This window comes from Paenibacillus oenotherae (genome assembly GCF_019443105.1).
In the GTDB taxonomy this organism is placed as follows: Bacteria; Bacillota; Bacilli; order Paenibacillales; family Paenibacillaceae; genus Paenibacillus_Z; species Paenibacillus_Z oenotherae.
Genome location: NZ_JAHZIJ010000001.1, coordinates 461,449 through 487,835, shown reverse-complemented (window position 1 = coordinate 487,835; position 26,387 = coordinate 461,449). Strand labels below are relative to the sequence as shown.

Below are 26,387 nucleotides of genomic sequence, written 5' to 3'. Positions count from 1 at the left end.
GAGTCGAGAGGAGAGAACTTTTATGCAAGCTTGGATCACAATGGCCTGGTATGAGCTGATCCAGATTCTGAGGCTGCGGTCAGTCGTAATTATTATGCTAATACTGCCGTTATTTCTTATTTTCCTGCTTGGCACTGTATTCGATAATCAGATGAAGCCGGTTCAGGTAGCGATGCATATCGCTGACCGCGGACCACTAAGCAAGGAGATTGAAGCATTTCTGCAGGATGAGCGAACGGCCGGGCTTATGATCGTGAAATTTGCCTCATCCAGGGAGGAGGTGCTGAACCAGCTGCGGGAGGGGAGCGTGGACTATGGCTTCATCGTTCCAGAGGATTTCTCGGAGAAGTTTCTGGCAGGTGGGGAGGCGGTTTGGACCGCTTATCCGGGACGGCTGGATAATGAGAATCTGATGGCTGAGGAGACAGCCGGTTCCTTTCTGAAAGAGCTGGAGACAAGACGTGCGATCATGCTGGCCGGGGCTGGAGAGGGGCTGGAGCAGAGGACGGAATCGGAGGAAATAGTGGCGCGAATCAGCACAGAGTTTGCAGGCGAGGGAAAAGCGGTCTTCGGCAGCGTCTCGGCCATTCAATATTATGCGGGCGCTTATCTGGTCATGTTCCTGCTCTACTCGGGAATGCCCGCCGCATTGTCCTTGCTTCAGGAGAAGGAGAAGGGGACGTTGGCAAGATTGTACGCAGCCCCGCAGCCCTTCTGGATTATTGTGCTTGGCAAATTGACCGGAACAGGTATTTTTGCCGTCCTGCAGGCGGGCATCATTATTGTGTTCTCCTGGCAAATATTCGGCGTAAGCTGGGGGAATCATCTCGGTCTGCTCGTTCTGGCGTGTCTGCTCACATCCATGTGCGCGATTGGCCTTAGCCTGGTCATTGCTTCTATCGTCGGAACGAGCAAGGCGACACAATCGATTTTCTCCACCGTTACCGTGCTGATGACATTCCTCACTGGCGGGATGATTGCCGATTTGAACCAGAATGTGCTGAATATCGGCAAATTTACGATTAATCACTGGGCAGTGATGACGATTAAACGAATTATGGAAGAGAGCGAAACAACCGTGATCTGGCAAGGGATAGGGATTCTTGCCATGATTACAGCCGTGCTCCTTATTCTCGCCTTTGCAAGGCTGAAGAAAGTGGTGAGCCTGCATGCATAGCCTGACGATTGCCGCCAATATATTGAAACGGACGATAGGCCAGCCGAAAGGATTCCTCATGCTCGTACTGCTTCCTGCTCTCGTGCTGTCTGGTATTGTGCTGCTATTCGGCACATCGGTAGAAAGTCCTCGCGTTATTGCCTTGTGGAATGCGGATGAAGGCCCGCTGGGAGCGGCGTTGGTCTCGTCGTTGGAAGAGATGGGGGGCTACCAGCTGCAGAACAATCTCGGCAGCAATGCCGGGGAGCTTAGGTCTGCCGTCACGGACAGCCGGGCTGATGCCGCCGTATATATCCCGCCAGATTACACGGCTTCATTGCTGGATGGGAAGCTGCCGGAGGTTAAGCTGTACCGTCTAAGCGAGCAGCTGTGGAACGCTGCGCTGGAGCAGAGGCTGTCTTCGGAAGCGGGCCAGGCCGCGAAGTATGCGAGACTTTCCGCCCTGCATTCGGAGGAGGGGCCGAAGCGGGCGGCTATGCTGAAACAGCTGCTAGCGGAAACGAACAACCGGCCGGCAGCGTTGTCGATTACGCCGCTTAATGAGGATGGATCGACGGGGAGCAGAAATGTGCTTATAACGGGTGTTATTCTCATGTTCCTTATGATGGCTATCAATGGGGCCATTCAAGTGGTGATGGAGGACAGGGAGCAGCGGACGATGTCCCGGATGTTCGCAGCCCCGATTCGGAGCTACTCTATCGCAGCAGGCAACTTCATTGGCAGCCTGCTGGTCGGAACGATCCAGCTGCTGCTGATGCTAATCGTGACGGAATGGATATTCCAATACGATTACGGTGTTGATTTCCTCCCGCATTTTATCGTGCTGGAATGCTTTCTGCTGGCAGCAGTCGGAATTGCTACAGCCGTTGCAGGTCTGGTGAGCAATGTCAATCAGCTGTCGCAGATCCAGAATCTGATCGTTACGCCAAGCTGTCTGCTGGGCGGGTGCTTCGTGCCAATCGGCATGATGCCTCCATACATCCAGAAGCTGGCTAATTTCATGCCGCAGAAATGGGCGCTGGAAGCGATCGGCAAGCTGGCGTTCGGGAATGCGCTTAGGGATGTGCTGCTCCCGCTGGGGATATTGCTTCTATTCGCCGCTGTACTGCTGGCGTTCGGATCTGTTGTTCTGCAACCGAGCAAGAAAACGGTTTAGTACACGGCTGCGCAATAAGCTGCTGCAAAGAAAGTTGCATTCCTGCCAGGGATCGGTTACAGTCTTGTCTAGTTGATTCTGGTGAATCAAGATCGATTAGCAGGAGGGGTTGTTATGTGGGCACAGTTATGGTTCTTGATTAACATGGTATTCGTTGCGCTGCTTATTATCTTCTTATTCGCGCATCGCGCGTTAACGACTGCGCGGCAGGAGCAAAATCCGGAGCGTATTCGGCGCTTGTCATCCATTCGGTTGATCGTTGGAATTCTCACCGTTGCAGCGTTCGTTGCGATGGCATTCAGCTTCGTTATGAACATGAAAGTGAACGGTTGATAGGGCTTCGAATAGGAAGTCGATAGGCACGGCAAATGTGACCAATTGATGTCCGATCTCCGCTTTTGCGCAACTTTTCCCTTCAAAATGGCGTTTAACAGGTCATGAGCGCATGACTTGAGCCATCTTGACAGGTAACAAGCTGCATTAAAGAGATAAAGGAGACGGAGCATGAAATCGCTGAAATGGTTTTTGATCTTATCGTTATTGTTTATTCCAATTGCCGGTCTGTCTGTAGAAAGGGCAACCGCACAGGGACAGATGTCCGATAAGCTGGTTGTGAAGATGAAGAGCAACGTTATTACCCATAACGGGGCTGCTTATAAATCGCCTCAGCCCATTACGGTGGTGAAGGGGACGACATTTATCCCGTTCAAATCTATCGCCGAGCGTTATGGATATACGATCTCGTATGATGCGGCGAAGAAGGAATCGATCGCGAAGAGCAGTAAGGGAGAGATCCGCTTCAAGATTGGGAACAAGACGTTGTGGAAGGATGGCGTTTCGGCCACTGCTCTTGTCGCGCCATATGTACAGGGCGGTTCATTGATGGTTCCGCTGCGTGCCTGGTCGCAGATTACGGAAAGCAATCTGCTTCTTAGCGGCAATATCATCACATTGACTTGGAATGCGCAAGTGCTGCCAACGGCTAACTTTGAAGTGCAGCCTGCGGAGATTTACGCGGGTGAGACCTATGTGAACTATATCGACCGTTCGACGAACAGCACAGGCTATCCTTTCGTAGAAGACGTGTGGGAAGGCAAGATGGAGATTTTTCCGGAGCCCGGTACGTATACGGTATCCAGACAGGTTCGCGATAGTAACGGACTGTGGAGCGAGCCATATTCCGTTACTATTGTGGTTAAAGCTCCGAATCAGCCGCCGGTAGCGGACTTCTCCACGGAGAAGTCGCAGTACCGGATTGGGGAGCAGGTCACATTCAATGAGTTCAGCTATGATGATGAGAATGCGATTGTAACTCGCAAATGGTCAGGAGACTGGACGGGCAAAGAGGGCGAGAATGTGTTCTTCGACGCCGGTGAGAAGACGGTAACGCTTGAGGTTACAGACCGTCACGGATTGTCGCACTCGGTTAGCAAGACGTTCACGGTAACGACCGAAGTGCTGTATACGCGGGATGAATATGCGAAGCTGTTCACCCGGATCGGGGATAAATTCGCAATTGACGGCGCCTCTGTACTCAACGCGACAGCGCTCCCGTATACGATTCAATCCGATACGGCTCAGATGGTGAGAAGCAACAGCCCGGAGACGCTCATTGAAGAAGGAATCGCTTATCAGGATCAGATTACAGGACAGGTTCGTTTCATGTTCCACCATTTGAACAAGATCGGTTATCCTGTCAAAATCTATCTTGTGGCAACGAATCTGAACAGCACTGCGGTTAATGTGAATACAAGCTCAATCGGCGTGGGCGGGCCGGACCCTTATGTAGTGAATGCAGGCAAATTCTCCACCGCGCGTTACCTGGAATCGCTCATTGCCAATGAATCGCCGAAATGGACGAAGATCGGGCCTAAGCAATCTGTCGTTATTTTGCCGGAGATATCGAAGGTGCCGCTCAAGCAGGATCAAGTGTTCTCGGCATACGCTGATATATACTCCGATCAAGAGCTCCAGTATAGTGTCGTAATTGTTGCAGAGAAGAAGCTGCCGCTTGTCGAGCTGCCGAATTTGAAGGTGATGCCGCGGGATGATAAGCATACGCGTGGTACCTTCAACGGGGCTAACCGGGTTATTGAAATTACGGAGACGCTCGGACTTGAGCCGCAGCGCATTATGCTTGGCGACCGCAAGATTGACACGTTTCAAGACGGCATCGATTATACGAACGGCGAGCTGCAGCTGAATTTCGGCAACTACGGCGTTCTGTACACGCTCAAGCTGCCGCATGTAGCGCCTAATACACTGATTGCGCTGAATGGCCGCGGCGGTGAATATACAGGAGCGTTTATCGTTAACGGTCAGGTCGTCAAGGCTACGACCAACAGCATTCTGAAGAACAACAATGAGGCTGGCGTGCTCTATCGTACGGGCGACAAGGAAGAATCGCTGGAGATCGTCTTCACACCTGCGGCTGGCGGCAACATGCCGGTTGCAATGATGTTTCTGCCGCTGCCGGAAGAACGCTGGTAGATGACGCTTTTGCACTTATAATTCCATCGGGCCTCCTCTTGCAAGCTGCACGCTCATGCAGCCAAGAGGAGGCTTTTTATTAGGATTGGCGTTGTAACTATGGTAAAATGAGCGGAGTAGAATGCAACAATAGCAGCTAGAGTGTGGTTCATGAGAAGGAGGCAGCGATGCGGAGAATATTAAAGGCGCCTATATATGCATATCGTAAGGTTATATCGCCCCTGAAGCCGCCGACCTGCCGCTTCTACCCGACCTGCTCCGAATATGCGCTGCAAGCGATCGAGAAGCATGGGCCGCTGCGGGGCAGCTGGCTAGCCGTCCGGAGAATTTGCCGCTGCCACCCTTTCCATCCCGGAGGCATCGACCATGTTCCGCCTACGCGGGAGGAGCGGGCTGCCGCTCTTGACAGCGGTGCTGCTGATTCGGTATAGTTTGTAGCAAGCAAGAGAGTTCAATATACTGGAATCTTCGATGAACGGATAAGTACAGAGACAATGCCCTTACCAGAGAGCCGGAGAAGCTGGAAACCGGCAAGGCGCATCTTGTGGAAAATGGTCCGGGAGAATTCGCTTTCGAACCGTCAGCTGCTGAAGCTGCAACGGCAAGGGAGGGACGCGAGGCCGCGTTATCGGCCAGGCTGCTGTCCAATCGGACGGCACTAATGAAGCTTTCACCGGACGCCCTGGGCTCCGGCGGAAGAAAATTGGGTGGTACCACGTGAGCGATAAGCTTTCGTCCCATAGCGGACGGGAGCTTTTTTTGTGCAGACATAAGCTTGTAAGATGGCAATAATGATGATAAGGAGGCTCTACTCATGAGCGAAACGAACAAGTCTTTTTATATTACAACCCCGATCTATTATCCCAGTGACAAGCTGCATATTGGCCATGCCTATACGACGGTGGCCTGTGACGCCATGGCGCGGTACAAGAGGCTGCGCGGCTATGATGTCTGGTATTTGACCGGCACCGACGAGCACGGGCAGAAGATTGAGCGGAAAGCGCAGGAGAAGGGGACGACTCCGCAGCGCTTTGTCGATGACATCGTTGTTACGATCAAGGAGCTGTGGAAGAAGCTTGATATTACGAATGATGACTTTATCCGAACCACACAGGAGCGGCATAAAGTAGTAGTGGAACAAATATTCGACCAGCTGCTGCAGCAAGGTGATATCTATAAGGGCAATTACGAAGGACTGTATTGCACGCCATGCGAGTCGTTCTTCCTTGAGCGCCAGCTCGTGAACGGGAATTGTCCCGACTGCGGCCGTCCCGTCGAGCTCGTGAAGGAAGAGAGCTACTTCTTCCGGATGAGCAATTATGCCGACAGACTGCTTCAGTATTATGAAGAGAACCCTGATTTCATCCAGCCGGAATCGCGCAAGAACGAGATGATCAACAATTTTATTAAGCCGGGTCTGGAAGACCTGGCGGTATCTCGTACAACGTTCGACTGGGGGGTCAAGGTGAAGGGCGATCCCAAGCATGTCGTCTACGTCTGGATCGATGCGCTGTCGAACTATATCACCGCTCTTGGATACGGCTCCTCCGAGCCCGGCAAGTTCAACAAATTCTGGCCTGCGGATGTTCATGTTGTGGGCAAGGAAATTGTGCGCTTCCATACGATTTATTGGCCGATTATGCTGATGGCGCTCGGATTGCCGCTGCCTAAGAAAGTGTTTGCGCACGGCTGGTGGCTGACGAAGGAAGGGAAGATGTCGAAGTCGAAGGGCGGCGTTGTCGATCCGGTCGTTCTCATTGAGCGTTACGGCCTGGATGCGCTGCGCTACTTCCTGCTTAGAGAAGTGCCTTTCGGTTCTGACGGCACCTTCACGCCGGAAGGCTTCGTGGAGCGGATCAATTTCGACCTCGCTAATGATCTTGGCAATCTGTTGAACCGGACAGTCGCGATGATTGACAAATATTTCGGCGGTGAAATTCCGGCATATGGCGGCAATGTGACCGCATTCGATGAATCGCTGTCGCAATTGGCGGTCAGAACAGTCGAGCAGGTGGAGACAGCAATGGAAGGGATGGAGTTCTCCGTTGCGCTTGCCGCGATCTGGACACTGGTCAGCCGGACGAACAAATATATCGACGAGACGCAGCCATGGACGCTGGCCAAGGATGAGGCGAGCAGGGAGGCTCTTGCGTCCGTTATGTACCATCTTGCGGAGTCGCTCCGCATCATTTCCATTCTGCTTCAGCCGTTCCTGACGACTGCGCCGAAGGAAATTCAGAGACAGCTTGGCATTGGGGAAGGAGCGCTGTCTGCCTGGGACAGCACAAAGACATACGGAGGGCTGCCAGGCGGAACCCGCGTCACGAAAGCGGAGCCGATATTCCCGCGTCTGGATGCAGTGGAGGAAGCGGCATACATCGCGTCTTCGATGAACCCCGCTGCGGCGCAGGCAGCAGAAGCAGAGACGCAGCCGGAGGCAGCCGCCGCACCAGTGGCTGAAGTGCCGGAGCCTAAGGCCGAGATCGCGATTGATGATTTCGCCAAGGTGGAGCTGCGCGTCGCGCAGGTCATCGCTGCTGAACCGGTGAAGAAAGCGGACAAGCTGTTGAAGCTGCAGCTTGATCTTGGTTATGAGCAGCGCCAGGTTGTCTCGGGCATCGCCAAATTTTACACGCCTGAGGAGATGGTGGGACGCAAAGTCATTTGTGTGACGAACTTAAAGCCGGTGAAGCTTCGCGGCGAGATGTCGCAAGGAATGATTCTTGCAGCCTCGCACGGTGATGAGCTGACGCTTGCGACCGTGCCGGATGGCATGCCTAATGGAGCGATTGTGAAATAAATAAGAACTTTACGCCGCCGGGGCCAAGTGCTTCGGCGGTTTCTCATTGACAGCCCAGTACGCCGCTGATACAATTTAATAGTAATGTTTACGATTTTAGAGGTGGAGGCCAGGGGCTGCGATGAGAGAACGAATGGGAAGAATGAGTGTGAAACCATTAACATTAATAATGATTGTTATTTCTGTTATAGCGTTAGCCGGATGCGGTGATTCCGGCAGCAAGCTGGTGGAGGGCAAGACGAATATCGTGACGAGCATCTATCCGCTCTATTTTTTGGCGAAGGAGATTGGCGGGGACCAGGTGAACGTTGTGAATATGATTCCTGCTGGCGTAGAGCCGCATGATTGGAGTCCCAAGAGCAGGGATTTGGATACGGCAGCCAAGGCGCAGCTGTTCCTGTATAACGGAGCTGGACTGGAAGGCTGGGTAGATGATTTTCTGGAGGGCTTGCCCAAGGACAGCAAGCTGGCCACTTCAGAGATCAGCAAAGGTATCCCTTTAATTAAGGGCAGTGAGGAAGAGGGGCATGATCACGAGGGCGAAGCCGACCATGCGGATGAAGCGGCACATGAGGATGAAGCCGCTCATGCTGATGAAGCTGCGCATGGGGGCGAAGAGGGGCATCATCATGATGTTGATCCGCATACTTGGGTCAGTCCGAATTCCATGCTCATTATGGCTCGCAATGTTCTGGACAGCTTCATACAGGTAGATGCGTCGCACAAGGCCGACTATGAGGCGAATTATGAGAAGCTGGCGAACAAGCTTGCCGCGCTTCATGATCGTTTCAAGACTGAGCTGGCTGCCGCGCCGCATAAGGATATCGTCGTGTCGCATCAGGCCTTCGGCTACTTGGCGCGGGATTACGGGCTTGCCCAGGTATCGATTATGGGCTTGTCGCCGGAAGCGGAGCCGAAAGCGCAGGATCTGCTGGAGATATCCAAATTCGTCAAAGAGCATGGAGTGAAATATATTTTCTTCGAAGAGCTGGTCTCGGATGAGCTGGCCAAAACTTTGGCAAGAGAGGCGGACGTCGATACGCTTGTGCTGAATCCTCTGGAAGGATTAACACCGGATCAGGAGAAGAACGGCGACGACTATCTCAGTCTTATGGAGGCCAATTTGCAAAATCTGCTGAAGGCATTACAATAGAGAGACAAGGTTCAAGTCATTATGCAATTTGAATGAAGCATCAGAGGGCGCGGGAGTAGGAGTGATTCTTAATGCGTGCTGATCAGCAGCAAACAATGTGTCATCAGAATGTGATCGAGTTGTCGAACATATCATTCTCTTATCAGCAGAAGCCTGTGCTTGAGCATGTGCAATTTGCCGTACGGGAGCGGGATTTCGTCGGATTAATCGGCTCTAATGGAGCGGGCAAGACAACACTGCTGCGCATTATTGTCGGGCTGCTGAAGCCCGACAGCGGCAGTGTTAACTTATTTGGCCAGCCGATTGGCGAGTTTCGCGATTGGAACCGGATCGGCTATGTGCCGCAGAAGAATGTGTTTAATCCACTGTTTCCAGCTACCGTTCGCGAGGTCGTCATGTCAGGCCTTTACAGCAGAAACAAGCTGTTTCGAAGGGTGACGAAGGCCGATGGGATCAAATGCGATGAAGCGCTTCATGCGATGAATATCGAGGATCTTGCGGGCAAGCGGATCGGGCAGCTGTCCGGAGGCCAGCAGCAGCGGACATTTCTGGCGCGTGCCATGATCAATAATCCGGCGCTGCTTATTCTGGATGAGCCTACCGTCGGCATAGATACGGAGACTCAGCAAGATTTTTTTCATTTGATCAAACATATGCACCAGCATCACAATATTACGTTTCTGATGGTTTCCCATGATCTGGAGATGATTCGGTCCTATCTGGGCGAAGAGCCCAAGGGCGGGAGCGGCAAGCTTAAATTTTATGTGAAGCACTCTCATGAGATCGAGGATTGTGTGGAAACGAACTTGACGCATAGTCTAAAGGATCTGCGTCATTCCATGGAAAGAGAGAAAGTGGGCGCAGGGCTTGGAAATAATAACTAGCGAGTTTTTTCAAAGAGCGCTTATTGGCGGCATTCTAATCGGTATAACCGCGCCGCTCATGGGCCTTTTTCTTGTACTTCGCCGCTTGGCGATGATTGGAGATACATTGGCGCATGTCTCCATTGCAGGCGTAGCACTAGGCTTCCTTATTGGCGTATATCCGATCGGCGTCGGTCTTGTGTTCGCGCTGGCCGCGACATTCGCAATCGAGAAGCTGCGCAAGGCTTACAAGTCTTATGCGGAGCTATCGATTGCTATTATTATGTCCGGAGGCGTGGCGCTGGCGTCCTTGTTATTCTCCATGGGAAAAGGATTTAACGTCAGCGTCAGCGGCTATCTGTTCGGAAGCATCTACACGCTGGATGATACAGATCTTCTATTGATCGGTATCGTTACGGTCGTGGTTCTGATTGCGGTTCGTATGCATGCCAAGGAGCTGTTTCTGATGACGTTTGATGAAGATGCCGCCGCTGTCAGCGGTCTGCCGACACGCTATTTCAACTTTTTGATTAGCGTATTGACGGCATTGGTCATTAGTGTCTCGATCAAGATTGTCGGCGCTCTGCTCGTCTCAGCGCTACTGACGATTCCTGCCGCTTGCAGTCTTGTCATTGCAAGAAGCTTTCAACGCTCTGTTATTACCGTCGTTGTCATTGCCGAGATTGCGATCATTAGCGGCCTTGTTATTGCGGGGGTGTGGAATTTGGCTCCCGGGGGCACCATTGTGCTGCTCCTTATTGCTATGCTGCTGCTGTTGTTGTCTGTAAGGCGCAAATTCAGCGCCTAAAAAGAATTTGTCACAAGATTGGGAGGTCTTCCTGCAATGACCGAAGTAACGGTTTGGGCTGCGTTTGGCGCCGGTATTGCGTCATTCATATCACCATGCTGTCTGCCGCTCTATCCCTCGTATTTATCGTACATAAGCGGTGTGTCAGTTACTGATTTGAAGAGTGAGAATCCAGGTAAAGAGGTTCGAATACGGACGATGAGCCACACGTTGTTCTTTATTCTGGGCTTCTCTATCGTTTATTACACGCTTGGCTACAGCACGAACGCATTTGCCGAAATCTTCTCCGAGTATCAAGGGCTCATACGCCAGCTGTCCGCCGTACTGATTATTGCAATGGGACTATTCCTGATGGGCCTTATTCAACCTAAGGTGCTGATGAAGGAGCGCAAGCTGCCGATCAAGCTAAGATCGGGTTATCTCGGGTCATTCGTGTTCGGTATCGGCTTCTCTGCCGGATGGTCGCCATGCGTCGGACCGATTCTTACCGCAATTATACTATATGCCGCTTCAGAGCCTGGCACGTGGTTCCAGCTTACGACCGCTTATTCACTTGGCTTCGCTATACCGTTCTTCGTACTGGCTTTCTTCATCGGTTCGACGAAATGGATTGTTCGTTACTCCGGCATCATGATGAAGATCGGCGGCGGAATCATGCTGCTGATGGGCATACTGCTCTTCACGGACAAGATGACTCAAATTACAATTTGGCTGAATTCCATCACGCCGGAGTGGCTGAAATTCTAGGCGGAATGATGGTTTGCTTCATCTGGAAAAGCTGCAGGATGCGCTCCGTCATAATGATGCGGAGCGCATCTGCTTGTTCACTGGACATGCAGGCAAACATCGAAAGTTCCGTGTCTCAGGTTGCAGCCTTTCACCGGGCAGTGTATGATACTTAATGAGTAATAAGGAGAACGGAGGTTCAGTTAATGCCTACGCCCAGCATGGAAGATTATTTGGAGCGGATATACAAACTAATTGACGAAAAAGGGTACGCGCGCGTATCAGATATAGCGGAAGGTCTTGAAGTACATCCTTCATCTGTTACGAAAATGATCCAGAAGCTGGACAAGGATAACTATCTCATCTACGAGAAATATCGTGGACTAGTGTTAACCAATAAAGGGAAGAAGATGGGCAAGCGGCTGATGGAACGCCATGATTTGCTGGAGTCGTTCCTGACCATAATCGGTGTGCAGGAAGAGAACATCTATACAGATGTTGAAGGCATAGAGCATCATCTGAGCTGGGATTCCATTACATGTATTGAGACACTGGTAGAATATTTTCGCCGGGATCCAAGCCGCTCGGAGGAGCTGCGCAATATCCGGTCGGAGCTTGAGAGCGAATAGAGTTATTTGTGGCGCAAGCGCGCTGGACAGGCAATTGTATGGCGCTAAATGAGAATGACATTCAACGGCTTGCCGGTTGGATGTCATTTTTTCTTCCTGAATCGTGATGAACATGGGCTACCCGCAAGTCCTTTTTGGAAATCTCAGCTCCCACTCGATCATGGGACTGTTGACGTATTCCTTGCCAGAGGACGATCCGTCATTCAAACGCTGAGACATGAGATACGAGATGCGAGCCAGGCGAAACATGCGAAACGGCATTAATGTTCTCGTTTCTGACCCCAAGAAGGTGAAATGCCTGCCAGCGTGCAGGTATTTCACCTTCTTTTCCCCTTAACGGCCGATTTTTACTCAAATTCATGCATGATCGCAGGCATTCTTCCATTAAAGTGTCTTGTAGTCAAAATTCATGCACATTCGCAGGCTTCATACTCCGTCACAATTGAAAGTGGGGAGAGCCGGGAACCTGCACAGTGGGCGAACATGAATGAAGGAGGGCTGTGAATTCCCTCGTAAATAATGAAAAAGATGCTTCCATCCCACTTTTTAGTGGTTTTGGAGGCATCCCTTCACAATTGGGGCTGGCTCATTGGATATTGGACTTTCGGACAACCCTTTTGTTCACGATAGTAAATGGCGTTAGCGGCCTGCCAGGTGGGCGTTAATGATATTTGGGCAAATTGTCGTCATCCTTGCCGCCTTCAATAACACGGAACGGCACGTTCTTCCGTGTCTTTGGCTTGGTCTGCCCTCCGTCACGGCGGGCTGCTGACTTCTGATATGGCTTCGCTTTGGAAGGCCTTGGCGGGAATTTATAGAGCAGGAAGATGACGCCAAGAACGACGACGGGAATAATGAGCTGTATAGGATTACCGATCGTCTGTGCAGTCAGGCCAATAACGACAAGTGTCAGAATAACGATTAACAACGGACTCCATTTTCGAGGCATACCCCTCATCCTTTCTTTCCCATACGATACATTAAAGGTGTTAAGCTTTGCCCATTTGCCGATCCAGCTCCAGCATCCGTTTGAAGGAAGCGATCGATACAGCTACCTGCTCATCTGTCGGTTCCTTCGTAGTCAGCTTCTGAAGCCACAGTCCCGGATAGCCGAGATAACGAAGCAGCGGCAATTCACGAAGCGCATTCGTGAAGCGGAGCGTCTCATAGGATACGCCAAGCACGACGGGGAGCAGCAGTACGCGCAAATAGATTCTCTCCCACATGGAATCCCAATGGAAGAAGGAATAGACGATGACTCCCACCAGCACGGAAAATACGATAAAGCTGCTTCCGCAGCGATAGTGGAGCCGAGTATAGCGCTGTACATTCGCTACAGTAAGATCCTCTCCGGCTTCATAGGCACTAATCACTTTATGCTCAGCACCGTGATATTGGAACAAACGCTTGATGAGTGGTGTCAGCGAGATGATGTATAAGTATCCCAGCAGGAACACAATTTTGATTAGGCCCTCAATAAGGTTGTGTACAACAATATTCAAATTTGCTCCTCCGAAGAGCAGTTCCTCGATTGCTGCGGGAACGACGGTAAAGACGAGCTTGCCGACGATGAACGAAATAATGCCGGCAATGGCTACGCCAACAATCATGCTGAGGCTCCAGCCGCCCTTGCCTTCCTTTTCCTTCTGGGCAGCTTTGGCATCATCCTTCTCGTCGGCCAATTCATCTTCTGCATAAGCTTCCATCGAAAAGTTCAAATGCTGCGAGCCCTTAGCGCTTGATTCCAGAATAGCTACGATGCCGCGCAGCAGCGGTATTTTTTTGAGTTTCTGTATCCATGTCTTGGATGTCCGTGGAACTTCATAGAATACGATTTCTTCGTTCTTGCGGCGAACGGCAGTTACATTAACATGCTTGCCGGCAAACATAACGCCTTCGATGACGGCTTGTCCGCCATAAATATTACGTGGTTCCTGCGACAAGGGCGAATCACCATCCTTTTACCTGCTTCTATTATATTAGTTCAATTACATCCTATTGTACTTGATTCTGCTTATGAATGCGAGTAACCCTATTTCCCTGTTCAGGTGAATCTCTCCGTTTACGGATGCGGGTTTGGCGCATACTATGCTGTACGGGCTATAGTCTTGCACAAATTGGAGGAGAGCAGATGCATCTAACACATAAATCATTGCGCCAAAGGAAGCGCGGCCGCCAGACCAACCCTTATTGGTTCTGTGTCCGCCTAGGTTTTTTTGCCGGATTAATATGGGGCTCATTCCGGTGGGTGCTGTACCAGATCCACTTTACGAAAGTCATTCCCGCCTTTCTGGCAGAGCCCTTCTTCCGCAGCGCCTTCCTGAAGTCCCCGTGGGGCTATGCGATCGGGCTGGCAGCCTTTATCCTTCTCTCCATCGTCGCGGCACTGGTGTACAAGCTGCTGCTGGGGAAGATTGCCGGCCCCCGGCCGGGCATTGCGTACGGGCTGCTGTGGTGGGTTGTGCTGTTCATCGGCATTGGCCCGCTGCTCGGCATGATGGCGCCGATCCACAAGCAGGGGATGGATACGATTGCAACAGAGCTTTCTGTTTTTCTGATCTGGGGACTGTTCATTGGCTTCACGATTGCTTATGAATTCACAGATGAAGCAACGAGAGAGCCGTCGGGCGCCCAGGGAGCGAAATAATATCACATCCTCCTCTCTGGCGGAGACACTTCTCAAAGCATGGTTCTTTGTGGTAAAATGTCTAATGATCTAAGCGCCGGGAGGATCCTCATGATTAAGATACTTGTATTGAACGGACCGAACTTGAACATGCTCGGAATTCGCGAGCCCGGTGTATACGGAACAACAACGCTTTCCGGCATTGAGACACTTGTTCGGGAAACGGCGGCTTTGCTTGTAGTGGAGACGTCATTCTATCAATCTAACCACGAAGGCTTCCTGATTGACCGCATTCACGAGGCTTACGGCAAGGTGGACGGGATTATGATCAATCCCGGTGCGCTGACGCATTACAGCTATGCGCTGCGTGATGCGCTGGGAGCTGTAGCTATCCCTTTTGTCGAAGTTCATCTGTCCAATATTCATAAACGCGAGGCATTCCGGCATGTATCCGTTACAGCGCCAGTCGCGCTTGGACAAATCGCCGGTTTCGGCGCGCACAGCTATGTGCTTGGACTTCATGCACTCGTGCAGCATTTGAATCCGCAGGACAGAGGTCAGGAAACGGTCTAGCCTGCTGTCCCAGCGTCATGGTGGAAGGGTGGATTATGACGAATAATCGCGTAGATGGTGTAACGAAGAAGCTGGATGGGCATGGGCTGGATGCCATACTTATTACGAATTCGTTCAACCGCCGTTATGTCAGCGGGTTTACCGGATCTGCCGGAGCACTTCTGCTGACTTCGTCCGATCAGTGGCTAATAACCGATTTTCGCTATATGTCGCAGGCGCCGCAGCAAGCGGCTGGATTCACAGTCGTCGAGCATACGGCCTCAATCATTGCTACCGTCGCCGAGCTGGCGGCGTCAGCCGGTGTGCAGAGGCTTGGATTCGAACAGGATCATGTTGTGTTCAGTGAATACAGGGCCTGGCAGGAAGCGCTTGGCGATATTGAGCTTGTTCCTGTCTCCGGTGTTGTTGAAGGACTGCGTATGATCAAGGAAGAATGCGAGCTTGCGGTTATGCGGGATGCGGCTGCTCTGGCAGACGATACCTACCGGCATATCCTTGGCTTCATTAAGCCGGGAATCAGCGAACGCGAGGTTGCGCTTGAGATGGAGATGTATATGCGCGGCAAGGGCGCCACATCGACCTCCTTCGAGACAATTGTTGCTTCAGGCGAGCGGTCAGCGCTGCCGCATGGGGTGGCAAGCGACCGGATTATTGGCAGCAATGAGTTTGTAAAGCTTGATTTTGGCGCTTATTACGGCGGCTATTGCTCTGATCTGACACGTACTATTGTAGTTGGCTCTCCGACGGATCGGCACCGTGAAATCTATGCGATCGTGCTGGAGGCGCAGCTTGCTGCGCTGGCGGCCATTGCGCCTGGCATGACGGGACGCGAAGCGGATGCCATTGCAAGAGATGTCATTGCGAAGTATGGGTATGGCGATTGTTTCGGTCATGGCACAGGGCATGGCCTTGGCATGGAGATCCATGAAGCGCCGCGCCTCTCGAAGACGGGAGATACAATTCTGGAGCCTGGCATGACTGTTACGGTCGAGCCTGGCATCTATATTCCCGGATTTGGCGGAGTCAGAATCGAGGACGATATCGTCATTACAAAATCAGGAAATTCGTTATTAACCTCTTCACCGAAGGAGCTACATATTTTGGGTTGAGTGCTTAACATAATTTAGGAGGTTGTCAGCAGTGATATCAGTTAACGATTTTAAGACAGGCCTGACCATTGAAGTGGATAGCGATATTTTTACGGTATTGGATTTTCAACATGTTAAACCGGGTAAAGGAGCGGCTTTTGTTCGTTCCAAGCTCAAAAATCTCCGCAACGGCAACACGGTGGAGAGAACGTTCCGTGCAGGCGAGAGCCTTGGCCGTGCGCATGTAGAGAACCGCGCTGTTCAATACTTGTACAACTCCGGCAGCGAGTACACCTTTATGGACAACGAGACGTATGACCAGTTCACACTGGATAAGAAGCAGCTGGAATGGGAGATCAACTTCCTCAAGGAGAACATGACGGTTAACATCTCCAGTTACCATAGCGAGATTCTGGGAATTACGCTGCCTAACAGCGTAGACTTGAAGGTTGTGGAGACCGAGCCGGGCATTAAAGGCAACACAGCAACCGGCGCGACCAAGAACGCAACAGTCGAAACAGGACTGAATGTTCAAGTGCCGCTCTTCATTAACGAAGGCGACGTTCTTCTCATTGATACGCGAGAAGGCAAATACATCTCCCGCGCATAGTACTTTCTTCCTTGCCAGATATAAGGCCGCCCGGGCGAATACCCGGGCGGTTTTTTCATACCCAATAAGGCAACCTTATGCTATAATCTTTATTTGATGATTATGAATTGAATACGTTGGGAGTGGATCAGCGTTGTCTTTGATAGTAATGAAGTTCGGCGGCAGCTCCGTCGGTTCGACAGAACGGATGCAACGGGTCGCAAGACGAATTGCCGATTATAAAGATGCCGGTCACCGGGTAGTTGTTGTCGTGTCGGCAATGGGCGATACAACAGATGATTTGATCGACAAGTCAAAGGAGCTTAATCCGAATCCGCCAGCTCGCGAGATGGATATGCTGCTTACTACCGGGGAGCAAATCTCCGTGTCGCTGTTGTCCATGGCCATCCATAGCATTGGATATCAAGCGATGTCCTTTACCGGCTGGCAAGCCGGGTTTCGCACAGACGGGGTGCACAGCAAGGCGCGTATTAGAGATATTAAGCCGGATCGGCTGTTCAAGGCGCTGGATGAAGGAAACGCGGTCATTGTTGCCGGATTCCAGGCAATGACGGATGACGGAGAAATTACGACACTCGGACGCGGCGGATCGGACACGACCGCAGTTGCTCTTGCTGCGGCGATCAATGCCGATGTGTGCGAGATTTATACGGATGTGGACGGCGTTTATTCGACCGATCCGCGTGTCGTTAAATGTGCACGGAAATTGAATGAAATTTCGTATGACGAAATGCTGGAGCTGGCCAATCTTGGCGCAGCTGTTCTGCATCCTCGTGCGGTGGAATATGCGAAATTGAATAATGTACGCCTTGTCGTACGTTCTAGCTTTACGCAAAACGAAGGGACGAGTGTGAAGGAGGAAGCGGTCATGGAACAGGGGATTGTCGTTCGCGGCATTGCTTTTGACAAGAATGTGGCAAGAATCAGCATCGCAGGCGTAGAGGATGTGCCGGGCGTGCTGGCTAAAGTATTTGGCTCCCTTGCGAGCAATGGCATCGATGTGGACATTATCGTTCAAAGCGGTGTGCAAGATGGCAAGGCTGACTTTTCCTTTACTGTGTCTCAGGACGACAAAGAGCGGGCGCTGCGTGTTGTTGAGAGCATCAGCGGAGAAGTTCCTTATCGCGAGCTAAGCTCGGAAGAGGATCTCGTGAAGGTATCCATCGTAGGCGCTGGCATGGTCAGCAACCCGGGTGTTGCTGCGAAGATGTTTGAAGCGATCTACAACCTGGGCGTGAGCATCAAAATGGTCAGCACGTCAGAAATTCGTTTGTCATGCATCATTGCAGCCGAGCCTGTTCAAGATGTCGTACGCGCGCTGCATACCGCATATGGATTGGATACAGCAGAGCAAGCCTTTGTTGGTGGCCCGCAGGATCGCCGCTAAACACGATTATATAGCTTGAATTGAATCACTAAGAAACCTGGGACTGTCCGAAAAAGTCCAATATCCAATGCGTCAGTCCCTAATGATGTGAAAGATGTCTCCAAACCACTAAAAAGTGGAGCTGGAGGCATCTTTTTCGTTGTACAGGGGAACTTAGGGGGAGTCTGTAAGCATCAGACAACTTTCAGGCCAACTCCTTGTCCAAGTTTGAAGGCAGCGTGACGGAGCAAGAAGCCTGCGAATGTGCATGAATTTTGGTTATAAGACGCCATAATGGTAGAAAGCCTGCAAACATGCATGAATTTGAGAAAAAAATCGGCCGTTAAGGGGAAATGAAGGTGAAATACCTGCACGCTGGCAGGCATTTCACCTTCATGGGGTCAGAAACGAGAACATTAATGCCGTTTCGCATGTTTCGCCTGGCTCGCATCTCGCATCTCGCATCTTGTATCTCGCATATCTCGGCATTTGAATGACGGACCATCCTCTGGCGAGAAGGACGTCAAATGTCCCATGATCGCAAGAACTCCAAAAGAACTAGAATCGTTCGGCTATAAGAGTGAACAGCTTGAACAGAATGGCGGTAATTCCTGCAGCCATAAGAGGGCCAACCGGAATGCCGCGAAAAAACACGATGCCGATAATGGAGCCTGCAACAAGTCCGACAATGATTTGGGGATCGAACTTCAGCATCTCCAATCCTTTGCCATTAATGTAGGTAGCGGCCGCGCCTCCCATCAGGGCAAGGATGCCGGGCCATGAAGTCAGTGCGCTGATCATATCCTTGCTCTGGATCCGCTCGGAGGCGAACGGGACGAGTACGCTGAAGGTCAGGAACAGCAGGCCGAGCTCCATTCCGCGCCTTTCGATCATGGGCAGGAACCGCTCCAGGTGAACGAGCTTCACGATAAGCAGCACGCATGCTGCGGTGGAAATAATTGGAGAGCGCCCTGCCAGCCCGATAATGATTAGAATAACTAGAATGATTTGACCGTTCATGCCCCCATGCTCCTTCAACTCATTAGCATCATCCCATCCCGCACGGATGGGCGTCTACTGTCCATTGTATGGAACAAGCCTCGCCGATATGCCCCCGCTCCTCATCAGCCTACAATAATCATATCCCCCTGCAGTTTGGGGACGATGCCGCTCGTATCCAATTGAGCGCAGCTTTCAATATCCCGCCCGAATCCCATTTTGATCAGCCGCTTGCCCGAAGAGCTTGCCGTAAGTCTCTCTGCCACACACTCCTTCGAGCTGTGGTACAGGCCCAGCATCGCTGTGCCGAAGTCGTCTATCCCAACGGAGGAAGAGGACAGAGCCTTCAGGCGATCAATAATAAGCCCTGCGCATAGTCCATCCTCAAGGGCGAAATCATCATGGCAGCCAGCGCAGAGCAGGACGACATCCCGCCGCAATTCAATCGCGGCCTTTGCGCATGCGGTAGCGTTGAGCAGAGCAGCCGACAGGACAAAGTCCGCCCGCATCGCTTTATGGACCGCACGTGTGCCATTCGTTGTCGTCAGTACGATTCGGCGGCCTTGTACCACTTCCGGTGTGAAATCATTGGGCGAGTTGCCGAGCTCGAACCCCGGTATTTTACGGCAGAAGCGTTCGCCTGCCAGCATGTAGCCTTGCCTCTGCAGCGTGCGCGCTTCGAGCACTGTCTCAACAGGGTAGATGCTGACTGCCCCTGCTTGCAATGCGGTTATCATCGTGCTGGTCGCCCTGAGCACATCAATCACGATCGCTGTCCGATGGGTAAACCGGTCTGCCCGCGCTTCGTTGACGCTTGAAATAACCTCAATATGCATCGTTTATTGATCCGCCTTCCATTGGTCACTCTTGCACGAGAACAGCAGTGATGTGCAGCAGTCCCGTTGTCAAGCCTGTTAGATCATGTAATGAAGAGCTTCTATGTTCCTGGCCAGATGGAAGGTATCAGACCTTAGGCCGCGGCGCATCGTCTCAAGTGTCAATGCATCTGACGGAGGGATATTGCCGAGATGAACATTGGCTCCGAATGTATCAAGCAGCAGGACCTGCTGATGCTTCAGCGGCGCTTCCCACATAATCCGGCGCGTATCCGGTATGACGCGGCATATCGCCTCCAGCACATCCTCCCGGCACTCGCCGTCTTCGTCGAACAACCCGACACCGGTGCCTGACTCCCTGGCTTCGATTGTTACAAGCTCGGAGCCCGCCTTCCAATCCTCTTCTGCTGTGAATGCAAGCTCATCCGCTTCGATCATGGAGCCGGACAGCTTCTTGCCATATTCGGACACGACGCGCAGTCCATGTCTCACACCTTCACGGATAAGCTCGGTTCGCTGTATGCGCGGCAGCTCGATCGTTCCGTCCGAAACCTCGATCCCGCTAAAGCCCAGACGGCAGATCGTTTCGAAGAAAGCAGGAACGACGTTCTGCTGAATCGCAGCCTCCAGCAGCGTGCCGCCTGGCATCACAATAATTCCGCTTCGTTTGGCGAATTGCAGCTTATTGTGCAGAAGCTCAGACGGATAGAGGGGAGCGGTGCCGAAGCCAAGCTTCAAGCAATCCATATAATGGCCTGCGGTCTCGAGCAAATCTGTGAAGGCATGCATGCCGAGGCCTTTGTCGATCACCATTGTCTGTCCGCGGCCGGCATGCCTGTTCAGGGAGACGGCTGTATCCCCGGTACGACATAGCTTTTCTCGCAATCCACTGGGATCTTGCAGCAACTCCGGCCAAGCTGTACGGGATATGGCTCTCATGATTTAATCTCCTCGCTTGTTCACACGTTATCGTGAAGAATCACTTTGACATTCGAGTGCAATATATGCATTTCGGCAAGGGCGTGTGCCCAATTAAGCTTGGCTGCATAAGTTTATTTGTCGGTCTGAATGATAGACAAGTCCGCATAGGCTGTACTATAACCGTTAAGCCAATTTATTGAGGAGGAGTGAGTGATGCTTAACAAAATCGTGATGACGATGGCTTCCTTGCGTCTGCTGTCAGGTACGGTAGAAATATGCGCGGCGCTTATAATGCTCAGGTTGAACCAGATTGACAAAGCGCTCGCGGTTAACTCAGCTTTAGCGCTCGTAGGGCCGCTTGTACTTATTACAACAACGACAATCGGTCTTGTAGGGCTGTCGGACAAGCTGTCCCCTGGCAAATTTCTGTGGGTTGTAGCCGGAGTTGCGTGTCTTCTAATAGGCATATTAAAAAAGTAGTCTTCAAAGACTGCGAGAAACGAAAGGGCTTGTCATAATTGCAGCATGAACGGAATAAACTTGGAAGCAACGATGGACAAACCTGTTCTATGAAACTACGAAATCAGCTTCAACAAGCAGTTCCAGGAGGAATGCCGCATGCTAGAGCGCGTAATGCACCTGCTGCCAGCCGAGCTTCATCTCATTCTGCAGCAGATGCCCCGCACAGTAAGAGACAGGCTGGAGGAAATACGGATTCGCGAAGGACGGCCGCTGGAGGTTGGATTTGGCGACGGGTTTCGGTTTATTGCTGAGAATGGCGCGCTTCTGACCGAGCCAGCCGATGCGTACAAGCCTGCTGCTCCGATCTGCCGCAAATTGCTGGAGCGGGTTACGAACCATTCGCTTTATGCGATGGAAGAAGAGCTGCGGCGGGGGTACATTACAGCTTCTGGCGGCCATCGGATCGGCATTGCCGGACGGACGGTTCTTGAAGACGGCGGTGTCAGAGGAATTCGTGATGTTGCGGCATTCAATGTGCGGATAGCCCGCGAGGTCGTGGGCGCGGCGAATACGGTGCTGCCCAAGCTGCTGGACTTGAGCCGACAAACTGTGCTGCCTGCTTTAATTATTGCTCCTCCACAGCAGGGCAAGACTACGCTGGTGCGTGATCTGGCAAGGGCGGTGAGCAGCGGGGAGTGGGGGCATCGTGCGGCAGCAGGCTGGCAGGGGAGAAAAGTCGGCATAGTGGATGAACGCTCCGAGATAGCCGCTTGCATACGTGGTGTGCCGAGCTTCAATGTCGGCCCGCGGACGGATGTGATGGATGCTTGTCCGAAAGCGGAAGGGATGATGATGATGATCCGTTCGATGTCGCCAGAGGTGCTGATTGTTGATGAGATCGGCCGTGAGGAGGACGCGGATGCCATTCTTGATGCGAGTCATGCAGGGATAGCCGTGATTGCAACTGCCCATGCCCGCGATCTGGACGATGCCCGTGGCCGTCCGGTGCTGCGGCGGCTGCTTGAGGCCGATGCATTTGCAGTGTGCGTCGAGCTGGGGCGCACCGCAGCGGGAATGTCGAGCCGGGTAATTCCGGCAGCAGCAGCGGCCGGGCGAGCACCGGCGGCGAGGGAGCCGACACGGCGCCCAGGAGGGGATGCGCATGCTTAAGCTGATCGGCGCGGTGCTCATTCTCTTTGCAGGCACGATGATCGGTTTCCAGCAGGCTGCCCGCTTTGCGGCAAGGCCGCGTCAGATCCGTCAGCTGATACAAGCGCTGCAGCGTCTTGAGACAGAGATTGGCTACGGTTATACGCCGCTGCCGGAAGCGCTCGCCCGCTCATCGGCACACCTGCCTGAACCGGTCAGCTCTCTGTTAAGGGAAGTGAAGAATCGTCTGGATGAAGCGGACGGGCTTACCTTCCGCGAATGCTGGGAATGCTCAGTCGCCGCGCATTGGCCGGGAACAGCGATGAAGGCGGCTGAGCAGGGGGCTTTGATCAGGCTGGGTTCGGCTCTTGGCATAAGCGACCGTGACGATCAAATCAAGCATCTCAAGCTTGCGATGGGGCAGCTGAAAGCGGAAGAAGAGACGGCGCGGGATGATCAAGCCCGCTATGAGAAGATGTGGAAGAGCCTCGGCGTCCTCATCGCGGCGCTTGTCGTCATTTTGATCGTTTAGTGGGGTGCCGAATGTATGAATAATCTTGATGTTAGCGCCATATTCCAAATTGCAGGCATCGGCATCATTGTTGCCATGATCCATACCGTCTTGAAGCAAATGGGCAAGGAAGATATGGCGCATTGGGTGACACTGATCGGCTTTGTCGTTGTCCTGTTCATGGTTGTGAGATTGCTGAATGATTTGTTCCAAGAAATCAAGACGATCTTCCTGTTTCAATAACAGGATCGGGGCTGCAGGGCGGGTGAGGATAGCATGGAAATGATCCAGATCGTCGGCCTTGGGCTAATGGCAACGGTTCTGATCCTGGTTATCCGGGAGCAAAAGCCGATGTTCGCCTTTTTGCTGGCTGCATTTACCGGACTCTTCATCTTCCTGTTTATGATCGGCAAGATTGAAGCGGTAATAACCGTTCTGGAGGGACTTGCGGATCGCTCCGGCATCCCCACGATCTATCTCAAGACCATTCTAAAAATAATCGGTATCGCTTATATTGCAGAGTTTGGCGCACAGATCGTACGAGACGCAGGGCAGGAGAGCATTGCATCCAAAATCGAATTTGCCGGAAAGGTGCTGATCCTCGTTATGGCGGTTCCCATCATCAGTGTCATCGTTGAGACTGTGCTCGGCTTGCTGCCTGCAGGAGGGTGAAGTGTTATGCTGCTGCGATTGCTAAGAATTGCAGTCGTGCTCTTTATATTCCTCACCTATATGCTCTGTCTGCAGGGGGCGGTTGCTGCTGCTGGAACCGCTCTGTCAGCCAATCCGGATCAGGATGTCCATGCGAATCCAACTGCGCATCCAAGCGAGAATCCAAATGCAAATTCGGATATGGATACTAGGAAAGCCACTTCCTCTACTGAGGGTGAGTCCTCCAGATTAGCGCAATCGCTGGCTGACGAGCAGTTGAAGGGAATGGACATGCAGGCGGTGGAGAAATACTGGGAGCGGCTGACCAGGGAATACGGGGGCTTTTTTCCCGAAGGCCGGGTGCCGAGCTTCATGGAGATGATCATGCCGGGCGGCGAAGGACTGAAGCTGAGCACCGTGCTCGGGGGCCTGCTCCGGTATGTGCTGCATGAGGTGCTCTATAACGGCAAGCTGCTCGTCACCATCGTTATATTGACTGTATTCAGCATGATTCTTGAGACGCTGCAGACGGCATTTGAACGCAATACAGTAAGCAAGGTTGCTTACAGCATCACATATATGGTGATGCTCGTGCTCGCTGTCAACAGCTTTAACGTAGCGATCGGATATGCGAAGGATGCTATAAGCGGCATGATACAGTTCATGATGGCGATGGTGCCGCTTCTGCTGACGCTGCTCGCGACGATGGGGAATGTCGTTACGGTTTCTGTCCTGCATCCGTTGATTATTTTTATGATCCATGCTGTAGGTACAGTCATCCATACTTTCGTGTTCCCGCTGCTGTTCTTTTCGGCGGTGCTCTTCATCGCCAGTTCGCTTACGGACAAGTTCAAAGTAACCCAGCTTGCAAATGTATTGCGGAATCTCGGAGTAGGGCTGATGGGTGTTATGCTCACTATCTTTCTTGGCGTTATATCCGTACAGGGAGCGACAGGATCGGTTACAGACGGCATCACGATGCGGACGGCCAAATTCGTTACCGGCAATTTCGTTCCGGTTATCGGCCGGACATTCTCTGATGCGGCTGATACGGTAATGTCCGCCTCACTGCTTGTCAAGAACGCGATTGGTCTTGCAGGTGTGATCATTCTGATCTTCTTATGCGCTTTCCCGGCGATCAAAATTTTGACGCTGGCACTGATCTACAACGTGGCAGGCGCCATTATGCAGCCGCTAGGGGACAGTCCGATAGTCGGATGTCTGCAGACGATCGGGAAGACGCTGATCTACGTGTTCGCGGCGCTGGCTGCTGTTGGACTTATGTTCTTTCTCGCTGTGACGATTATTCTGACAGCCGGGAATGCGACGGTCATGATTCGTTAGTTGCGGGAGGTGGCAGGATGCTTGCATGGCTCGCCGATTGGTTGAGAGGAATCATCGCGGTCGTCCTGCTTGCGAGCTTCATTGATCTGCTCCTGCCCAACCGGTCGATGCAGCGTTATGTGCGGCTGGTGGCAAGCCTGATCATTCTGCTGACCATTCTGTCGCCGATAATATCCCTGCTAAGAGGAGATTTCAATGCGCGGCTGGACCGGAGCTTTGCAAGCTGGATCGATGCTCCCTCGGCAAGAGAAGTGCATATGCCGACACTTCAGGATATCCAGCGCGATGCAGAGGCTATGCGGCGCAAAGCGCAGGCTTCTGCGGCAGCATTGGCGGAGCGAAAGCTCGAAGAAGCCATGTTATCGCAGATTCAGAGGCGGACAGGCACACATGTGATGGAGGTAGCCGTTGAGCTTGGAGAGGATGCCGCAGGTATGGGGGGAGCAGTCATTGCCAAAGTGTCGGTGACCATCGCAGCACCGGAGGATGGGCAGGCCGAAGGGCGCGAGCAGTCGGAAGAAGCTGTGGTGGCGGTGGTAGAGCCTGTTGCCGTAGCTGTGCAACTGGATGGGATCGCCAATGACGAGGGGACTGGCGCCGCCCTGACTGAAGATTCCACTCTGCTCAAGGGTGAGCTGGCGGACAGAATTGTGCAGGTGTTGCAGAACGGCTGGGATGTCGAGCCGGAATCGGTCTTGATACGTACCCGAGCATAGAGTCGGCGGACAGAAGTAGACAGGTATTTTTTTACAGTACCTCCTGCAAGCAGGTGGAGAGGAGAGACGACGGTGGCCAAATGGTTGGAAGGACTCGAATCGGTTGTAGGCGGAGGGCCGGGAGGTCCGAAGAGGGTGAGAACAATGCGCATATTGCTATTGGTTGGCGGTCTAGGAGCGCTGCTCATGCTCATTCATTCCTTCCTGTCCTTCCAGACCGTCGAGCCTTCACAGCAAACGGCCCCGCCCGTTGCCTCCGAGCAAGAGGCTTTCATCGGAGGAAGCTCTGGTGAGGGAGAGTCCTTTGAGGCGATTGAGGGCCCCCTTGAGGAGAAGCTGAAAGATATTTTGGAGAAAATCGTTGGCGTTGGAGCGGTCGATGTGCTGGTTACGATTGATTCGACGGAGGAGATTGTCGTGCAGCGCAACGAAAAGGAGACGCAGCAGGTAACAGACGAGAATGACAAGAATGGCGGCAAACGGCATATTACATCCATATCGAAGGATGGGCAAGTGGTCATGTACGAAGCGTCAGGCAATCAGACTCCCATTGTGACCAAACGAATCAAGCCGCGCATCAGGGGAGTTCTTATTGTTGCCAAAGGCGCAGAGAACGGGACAGTCAGACGGCTTATTATGGATGCTGTAGAGAAAGGGATCAGCGTTCCAGTGAATCGGATATCTGTAGTGCCAAGAAAGCATTCATAACAATTGGAATGAGAAAAGGGAGGCT

30 protein-coding genes are annotated in these 26,387 nt (G+C 52.3%); 25 read left to right on the top strand and 5 right to left on the bottom strand.

Going from position 1 to position 26,387, the window contains the following annotated elements:
* Nucleotides 1-22 precede the first annotated feature (22 nt).
* From K0T92_RS02345 to mntR, 12 genes are all read left to right on the top strand, one after another.
* Nucleotides 23-1,177 carry an ABC transporter permease gene (locus K0T92_RS02345; RefSeq protein WP_219870801.1) on the top strand — a complete coding sequence of 385 codons (1,155 nt, stop codon included), beginning with the start codon at nt 23-25 and terminating at the stop codon, nt 1,175-1,177.
* Complete coding sequence (locus K0T92_RS02340) at nt 1,170-2,333, top strand: ABC transporter permease (protein ID WP_219870800.1); 1,164 nt, start codon at nt 1,170-1,172, stop codon at nt 2,331-2,333. The genes K0T92_RS02345 and K0T92_RS02340 overlap by 8 nt, the downstream gene beginning before the upstream one ends.
* A gap of 114 nt (nt 2,334-2,447) precedes the next feature.
* Nucleotides 2,448-2,666 carry a hypothetical protein gene (locus K0T92_RS02335; RefSeq protein WP_219870799.1) on the top strand — a complete coding sequence of 73 codons (219 nt, stop codon included), beginning with the start codon at nt 2,448-2,450 and terminating at the stop codon, nt 2,664-2,666.
* 171 nt (nt 2,667-2,837) lie between these two features.
* Nucleotides 2,838-4,823 (top strand): stalk domain-containing protein, encoded by a 1,986-nt coding sequence (locus K0T92_RS02330; RefSeq protein WP_219870798.1) that lies wholly within the window; start codon nt 2,838-2,840, stop codon nt 4,821-4,823.
* 167 nt (nt 4,824-4,990) lie between these two features.
* Entirely contained in the window at nt 4,991-5,254 is a 264-nt protein-coding gene (gene yidD, locus K0T92_RS02325; RefSeq protein WP_219870797.1) for a membrane protein insertion efficiency factor YidD, read from the top strand.
* Between the two features lie 113 nt (nt 5,255-5,367).
* The gene (locus K0T92_RS02320) at nt 5,368-5,544 is read left to right on the top strand and encodes a hypothetical protein (protein ID WP_219870796.1); all 177 of its coding nucleotides are present in this window, start codon (nt 5,368-5,370) and stop codon (nt 5,542-5,544) included.
* A gap of 93 nt (nt 5,545-5,637) precedes the next feature.
* Nucleotides 5,638-7,623 (top strand): methionine--tRNA ligase, encoded by a 1,986-nt coding sequence (gene metG, locus K0T92_RS02315; RefSeq protein ID WP_219870795.1) that lies wholly within the window; start codon nt 5,638-5,640, stop codon nt 7,621-7,623.
* A gap of 121 nt (nt 7,624-7,744) precedes the next feature.
* On the top strand, nt 7,745-8,776 hold the full coding sequence (locus K0T92_RS02310) for a metal ABC transporter solute-binding protein, Zn/Mn family (RefSeq protein ID WP_246627794.1): 1,032 nt from the start codon (nt 7,745-7,747) through the stop codon (nt 8,774-8,776).
* Nucleotides 8,777-8,847: 71 nt separating this feature from the next.
* On the top strand, nt 8,848-9,660 hold the full coding sequence (locus tag K0T92_RS02305) for a metal ABC transporter ATP-binding protein (protein ID WP_219870794.1): 813 nt from the start codon (nt 8,848-8,850) through the stop codon (nt 9,658-9,660).
* Entirely contained in the window at nt 9,644-10,447 is an 804-nt protein-coding gene (locus K0T92_RS02300) for a metal ABC transporter permease (RefSeq protein WP_219870793.1), read from the top strand. Before K0T92_RS02305 ends, K0T92_RS02300 begins: the two co-directional genes overlap by 17 nt.
* A gap of 36 nt (nt 10,448-10,483) precedes the next feature.
* Nucleotides 10,484-11,194 carry a cytochrome c biogenesis CcdA family protein gene (locus K0T92_RS02295; RefSeq protein ID WP_219870792.1) on the top strand — a complete coding sequence of 237 codons (711 nt, stop codon included), beginning with the start codon at nt 10,484-10,486 and terminating at the stop codon, nt 11,192-11,194.
* Nucleotides 11,195-11,379: 185 nt separating this feature from the next.
* Nucleotides 11,380-11,802 carry a transcriptional regulator MntR gene (mntR, locus tag K0T92_RS02290; protein WP_219870791.1) on the top strand — a complete coding sequence of 141 codons (423 nt, stop codon included), beginning with the start codon at nt 11,380-11,382 and terminating at the stop codon, nt 11,800-11,802.
* Nucleotides 11,803-12,463: 661 nt separating this feature from the next.
* On the opposite strand, the gene K0T92_RS02285 is transcribed toward mntR, so the two are convergent.
* A complete protein-coding gene (locus tag K0T92_RS02285) occupies nt 12,464-12,751 on the bottom strand; it encodes a hypothetical protein (protein WP_219870790.1) in 288 nt (95 codons plus the stop codon).
* 40 nt (nt 12,752-12,791) lie between these two features.
* Nucleotides 12,792-13,691: a DUF1385 domain-containing protein gene (locus K0T92_RS02280; RefSeq protein ID WP_219871175.1), complete on the bottom strand. Its 900-nt coding sequence runs from the start codon at nt 13,689-13,691 to the stop codon at nt 12,792-12,794.
* 242 nt (nt 13,692-13,933) lie between these two features.
* On the opposite strand from K0T92_RS02280, the gene K0T92_RS02275 reads away from it, so the two are divergent.
* From K0T92_RS02275 to K0T92_RS02255, 5 genes are all read left to right on the top strand, one after another.
* The gene (locus tag K0T92_RS02275) at nt 13,934-14,449 is read left to right on the top strand and encodes a YqhR family membrane protein (RefSeq protein ID WP_219870789.1); all 516 of its coding nucleotides are present in this window, start codon (nt 13,934-13,936) and stop codon (nt 14,447-14,449) included.
* Between the two features lie 90 nt (nt 14,450-14,539).
* Nucleotides 14,540-15,001, top strand: a complete 462-nt coding sequence (gene aroQ / locus K0T92_RS02270; RefSeq protein ID WP_219870788.1) for a type II 3-dehydroquinate dehydratase — start codon at nt 14,540-14,542, stop codon at nt 14,999-15,001.
* Nucleotides 15,002-15,036: 35 nt separating this feature from the next.
* A complete protein-coding gene (locus K0T92_RS02265) occupies nt 15,037-16,110 on the top strand; it encodes a M24 family metallopeptidase (protein WP_219870787.1) in 1,074 nt (357 codons plus the stop codon).
* A 31-nt stretch (nt 16,111-16,141) separates the two neighbouring features.
* Nucleotides 16,142-16,699, top strand: a complete 558-nt coding sequence (gene efp / locus K0T92_RS02260; protein WP_219870786.1) for an elongation factor P — start codon at nt 16,142-16,144, stop codon at nt 16,697-16,699.
* Between the two features lie 133 nt (nt 16,700-16,832).
* A complete protein-coding gene (locus K0T92_RS02255; protein ID WP_219870785.1) occupies nt 16,833-18,086 on the top strand; it encodes an aspartate kinase in 1,254 nt (417 codons plus the stop codon).
* Nucleotides 18,087-18,623: 537 nt separating this feature from the next.
* On the opposite strand, the gene K0T92_RS02250 is transcribed toward K0T92_RS02255, so the two are convergent.
* From K0T92_RS02250 to comA, 3 genes are all read right to left on the bottom strand, one after another.
* Nucleotides 18,624-19,085 carry a DUF441 domain-containing protein gene (locus K0T92_RS02250; protein WP_219870784.1) on the bottom strand — a complete coding sequence of 154 codons (462 nt, stop codon included), beginning with the start codon at nt 19,083-19,085 and terminating at the stop codon, nt 18,624-18,626.
* A 104-nt stretch (nt 19,086-19,189) separates the two neighbouring features.
* Nucleotides 19,190-19,900 (bottom strand): 2-phosphosulfolactate phosphatase, encoded by a 711-nt coding sequence (locus tag K0T92_RS02245; protein ID WP_219870783.1) that lies wholly within the window; start codon nt 19,898-19,900, stop codon nt 19,190-19,192.
* Between the two features lie 78 nt (nt 19,901-19,978).
* The gene (gene comA / locus K0T92_RS02240) at nt 19,979-20,839 is read right to left on the bottom strand and encodes a phosphosulfolactate synthase (protein WP_219870782.1); all 861 of its coding nucleotides are present in this window, start codon (nt 20,837-20,839) and stop codon (nt 19,979-19,981) included.
* A 195-nt stretch (nt 20,840-21,034) separates the two neighbouring features.
* Here comA and K0T92_RS02235 point away from each other — a divergent pair, with 195 nt between their 5' ends.
* From K0T92_RS02235 to spoIIIAG, 8 genes are all read left to right on the top strand, one after another.
* Entirely contained in the window at nt 21,035-21,301 is a 267-nt protein-coding gene (locus tag K0T92_RS02235; RefSeq protein WP_219870781.1) for a YqhV family protein, read from the top strand.
* A gap of 138 nt (nt 21,302-21,439) precedes the next feature.
* Nucleotides 21,440-22,453: a stage III sporulation protein AA gene (spoIIIAA, locus tag K0T92_RS02230; RefSeq protein ID WP_219870780.1), complete on the top strand. Its 1,014-nt coding sequence runs from the start codon at nt 21,440-21,442 to the stop codon at nt 22,451-22,453.
* Entirely contained in the window at nt 22,446-22,964 is a 519-nt protein-coding gene (spoIIIAB, locus tag K0T92_RS02225) for a stage III sporulation protein SpoIIIAB (RefSeq protein WP_219870779.1), read from the top strand. The genes spoIIIAA and spoIIIAB overlap by 8 nt, the downstream gene beginning before the upstream one ends.
* Nucleotides 22,965-22,979: 15 nt before the next feature.
* Nucleotides 22,980-23,186: a stage III sporulation protein AC gene (spoIIIAC, locus tag K0T92_RS02220; protein ID WP_219870778.1), complete on the top strand. Its 207-nt coding sequence runs from the start codon at nt 22,980-22,982 to the stop codon at nt 23,184-23,186.
* Between the two features lie 33 nt (nt 23,187-23,219).
* Nucleotides 23,220-23,615, top strand: coding sequence for a stage III sporulation protein AD (gene spoIIIAD, locus K0T92_RS02215; RefSeq protein WP_219870777.1), 396 nt, complete (start codon nt 23,220-23,222; stop codon nt 23,613-23,615).
* A 6-nt stretch (nt 23,616-23,621) separates the two neighbouring features.
* Nucleotides 23,622-24,938, top strand: coding sequence for a stage III sporulation protein AE (gene spoIIIAE / locus K0T92_RS02210; protein ID WP_246627792.1), 1,317 nt, complete (start codon nt 23,622-23,624; stop codon nt 24,936-24,938).
* Nucleotides 24,939-24,955: 17 nt separating this feature from the next.
* Nucleotides 24,956-25,654 carry a stage III sporulation protein AF gene (gene spoIIIAF, locus K0T92_RS02205; RefSeq protein ID WP_219870776.1) on the top strand — a complete coding sequence of 233 codons (699 nt, stop codon included), beginning with the start codon at nt 24,956-24,958 and terminating at the stop codon, nt 25,652-25,654.
* Nucleotides 25,655-25,726: 72 nt separating this feature from the next.
* Nucleotides 25,727-26,362: a stage III sporulation protein AG gene (gene spoIIIAG / locus K0T92_RS02200; protein ID WP_219870775.1), complete on the top strand. Its 636-nt coding sequence runs from the start codon at nt 25,727-25,729 to the stop codon at nt 26,360-26,362.
* Nucleotides 26,363-26,387 lie beyond the last annotated feature (25 nt).

Coding starts and splice junctions, on each gene's coding strand:
- K0T92_RS02275 (WP_219870789.1), top strand. CDS start 13,934: ATGCATCTAACACATAAATCATTGCGCCAAAGGAAGCGCGGCCGCCAG.
- K0T92_RS02285 (WP_219870790.1), bottom strand. CDS start 12,751: ATGCCTCGAAAATGGAGTCCGTTGTTAATCGTTATTCTGACACTTGTC.
- K0T92_RS02340 (WP_219870800.1), top strand. CDS start 1,170: ATGCATAGCCTGACGATTGCCGCCAATATATTGAAACGGACGATAGGC.
- spoIIIAB (WP_219870779.1), top strand. CDS start 22,446: ATGCTTAAGCTGATCGGCGCGGTGCTCATTCTCTTTGCAGGCACGATG.
- K0T92_RS02345 (WP_219870801.1), top strand. CDS start 23: ATGCAAGCTTGGATCACAATGGCCTGGTATGAGCTGATCCAGATTCTG.
- K0T92_RS02280 (WP_219871175.1), bottom strand. CDS start 13,691: ATGTTTGCCGGCAAGCATGTTAATGTAACTGCCGTTCGCCGCAAGAAC.
- K0T92_RS02265 (WP_219870787.1), top strand. CDS start 15,037: ATGACGAATAATCGCGTAGATGGTGTAACGAAGAAGCTGGATGGGCAT.
- K0T92_RS02310 (WP_246627794.1), top strand. CDS start 7,745: ATGAGAGAACGAATGGGAAGAATGAGTGTGAAACCATTAACATTAATA.
- aroQ (WP_219870788.1), top strand. CDS start 14,540: ATGATTAAGATACTTGTATTGAACGGACCGAACTTGAACATGCTCGGA.
- comA (WP_219870782.1), bottom strand. CDS start 20,839: ATGAGAGCCATATCCCGTACAGCTTGGCCGGAGTTGCTGCAAGATCCC.
- K0T92_RS02250 (WP_219870784.1), bottom strand. CDS start 19,085: ATGAACGGTCAAATCATTCTAGTTATTCTAATCATTATCGGGCTGGCA.
- K0T92_RS02245 (WP_219870783.1), bottom strand. CDS start 19,900: ATGCATATTGAGGTTATTTCAAGCGTCAACGAAGCGCGGGCAGACCGG.
- spoIIIAE (WP_246627792.1), top strand. CDS start 23,622: ATGCTGCTGCGATTGCTAAGAATTGCAGTCGTGCTCTTTATATTCCTC.
- mntR (WP_219870791.1), top strand. CDS start 11,380: ATGCCTACGCCCAGCATGGAAGATTATTTGGAGCGGATATACAAACTA.
- K0T92_RS02305 (WP_219870794.1), top strand. CDS start 8,848: ATGCGTGCTGATCAGCAGCAAACAATGTGTCATCAGAATGTGATCGAG.
- K0T92_RS02330 (WP_219870798.1), top strand. CDS start 2,838: ATGAAATCGCTGAAATGGTTTTTGATCTTATCGTTATTGTTTATTCCA.
- yidD (WP_219870797.1), top strand. CDS start 4,991: ATGCGGAGAATATTAAAGGCGCCTATATATGCATATCGTAAGGTTATA.
- K0T92_RS02295 (WP_219870792.1), top strand. CDS start 10,484: ATGACCGAAGTAACGGTTTGGGCTGCGTTTGGCGCCGGTATTGCGTCA.
- K0T92_RS02335 (WP_219870799.1), top strand. CDS start 2,448: ATGTGGGCACAGTTATGGTTCTTGATTAACATGGTATTCGTTGCGCTG.
- spoIIIAA (WP_219870780.1), top strand. CDS start 21,440: ATGCTAGAGCGCGTAATGCACCTGCTGCCAGCCGAGCTTCATCTCATT.
- K0T92_RS02235 (WP_219870781.1), top strand. CDS start 21,035: ATGCTTAACAAAATCGTGATGACGATGGCTTCCTTGCGTCTGCTGTCA.
- metG (WP_219870795.1), top strand. CDS start 5,638: ATGAGCGAAACGAACAAGTCTTTTTATATTACAACCCCGATCTATTAT.
- spoIIIAC (WP_219870778.1), top strand. CDS start 22,980: ATGAATAATCTTGATGTTAGCGCCATATTCCAAATTGCAGGCATCGGC.
- spoIIIAF (WP_219870776.1), top strand. CDS start 24,956: ATGCTTGCATGGCTCGCCGATTGGTTGAGAGGAATCATCGCGGTCGTC.
- spoIIIAD (WP_219870777.1), top strand. CDS start 23,220: ATGGAAATGATCCAGATCGTCGGCCTTGGGCTAATGGCAACGGTTCTG.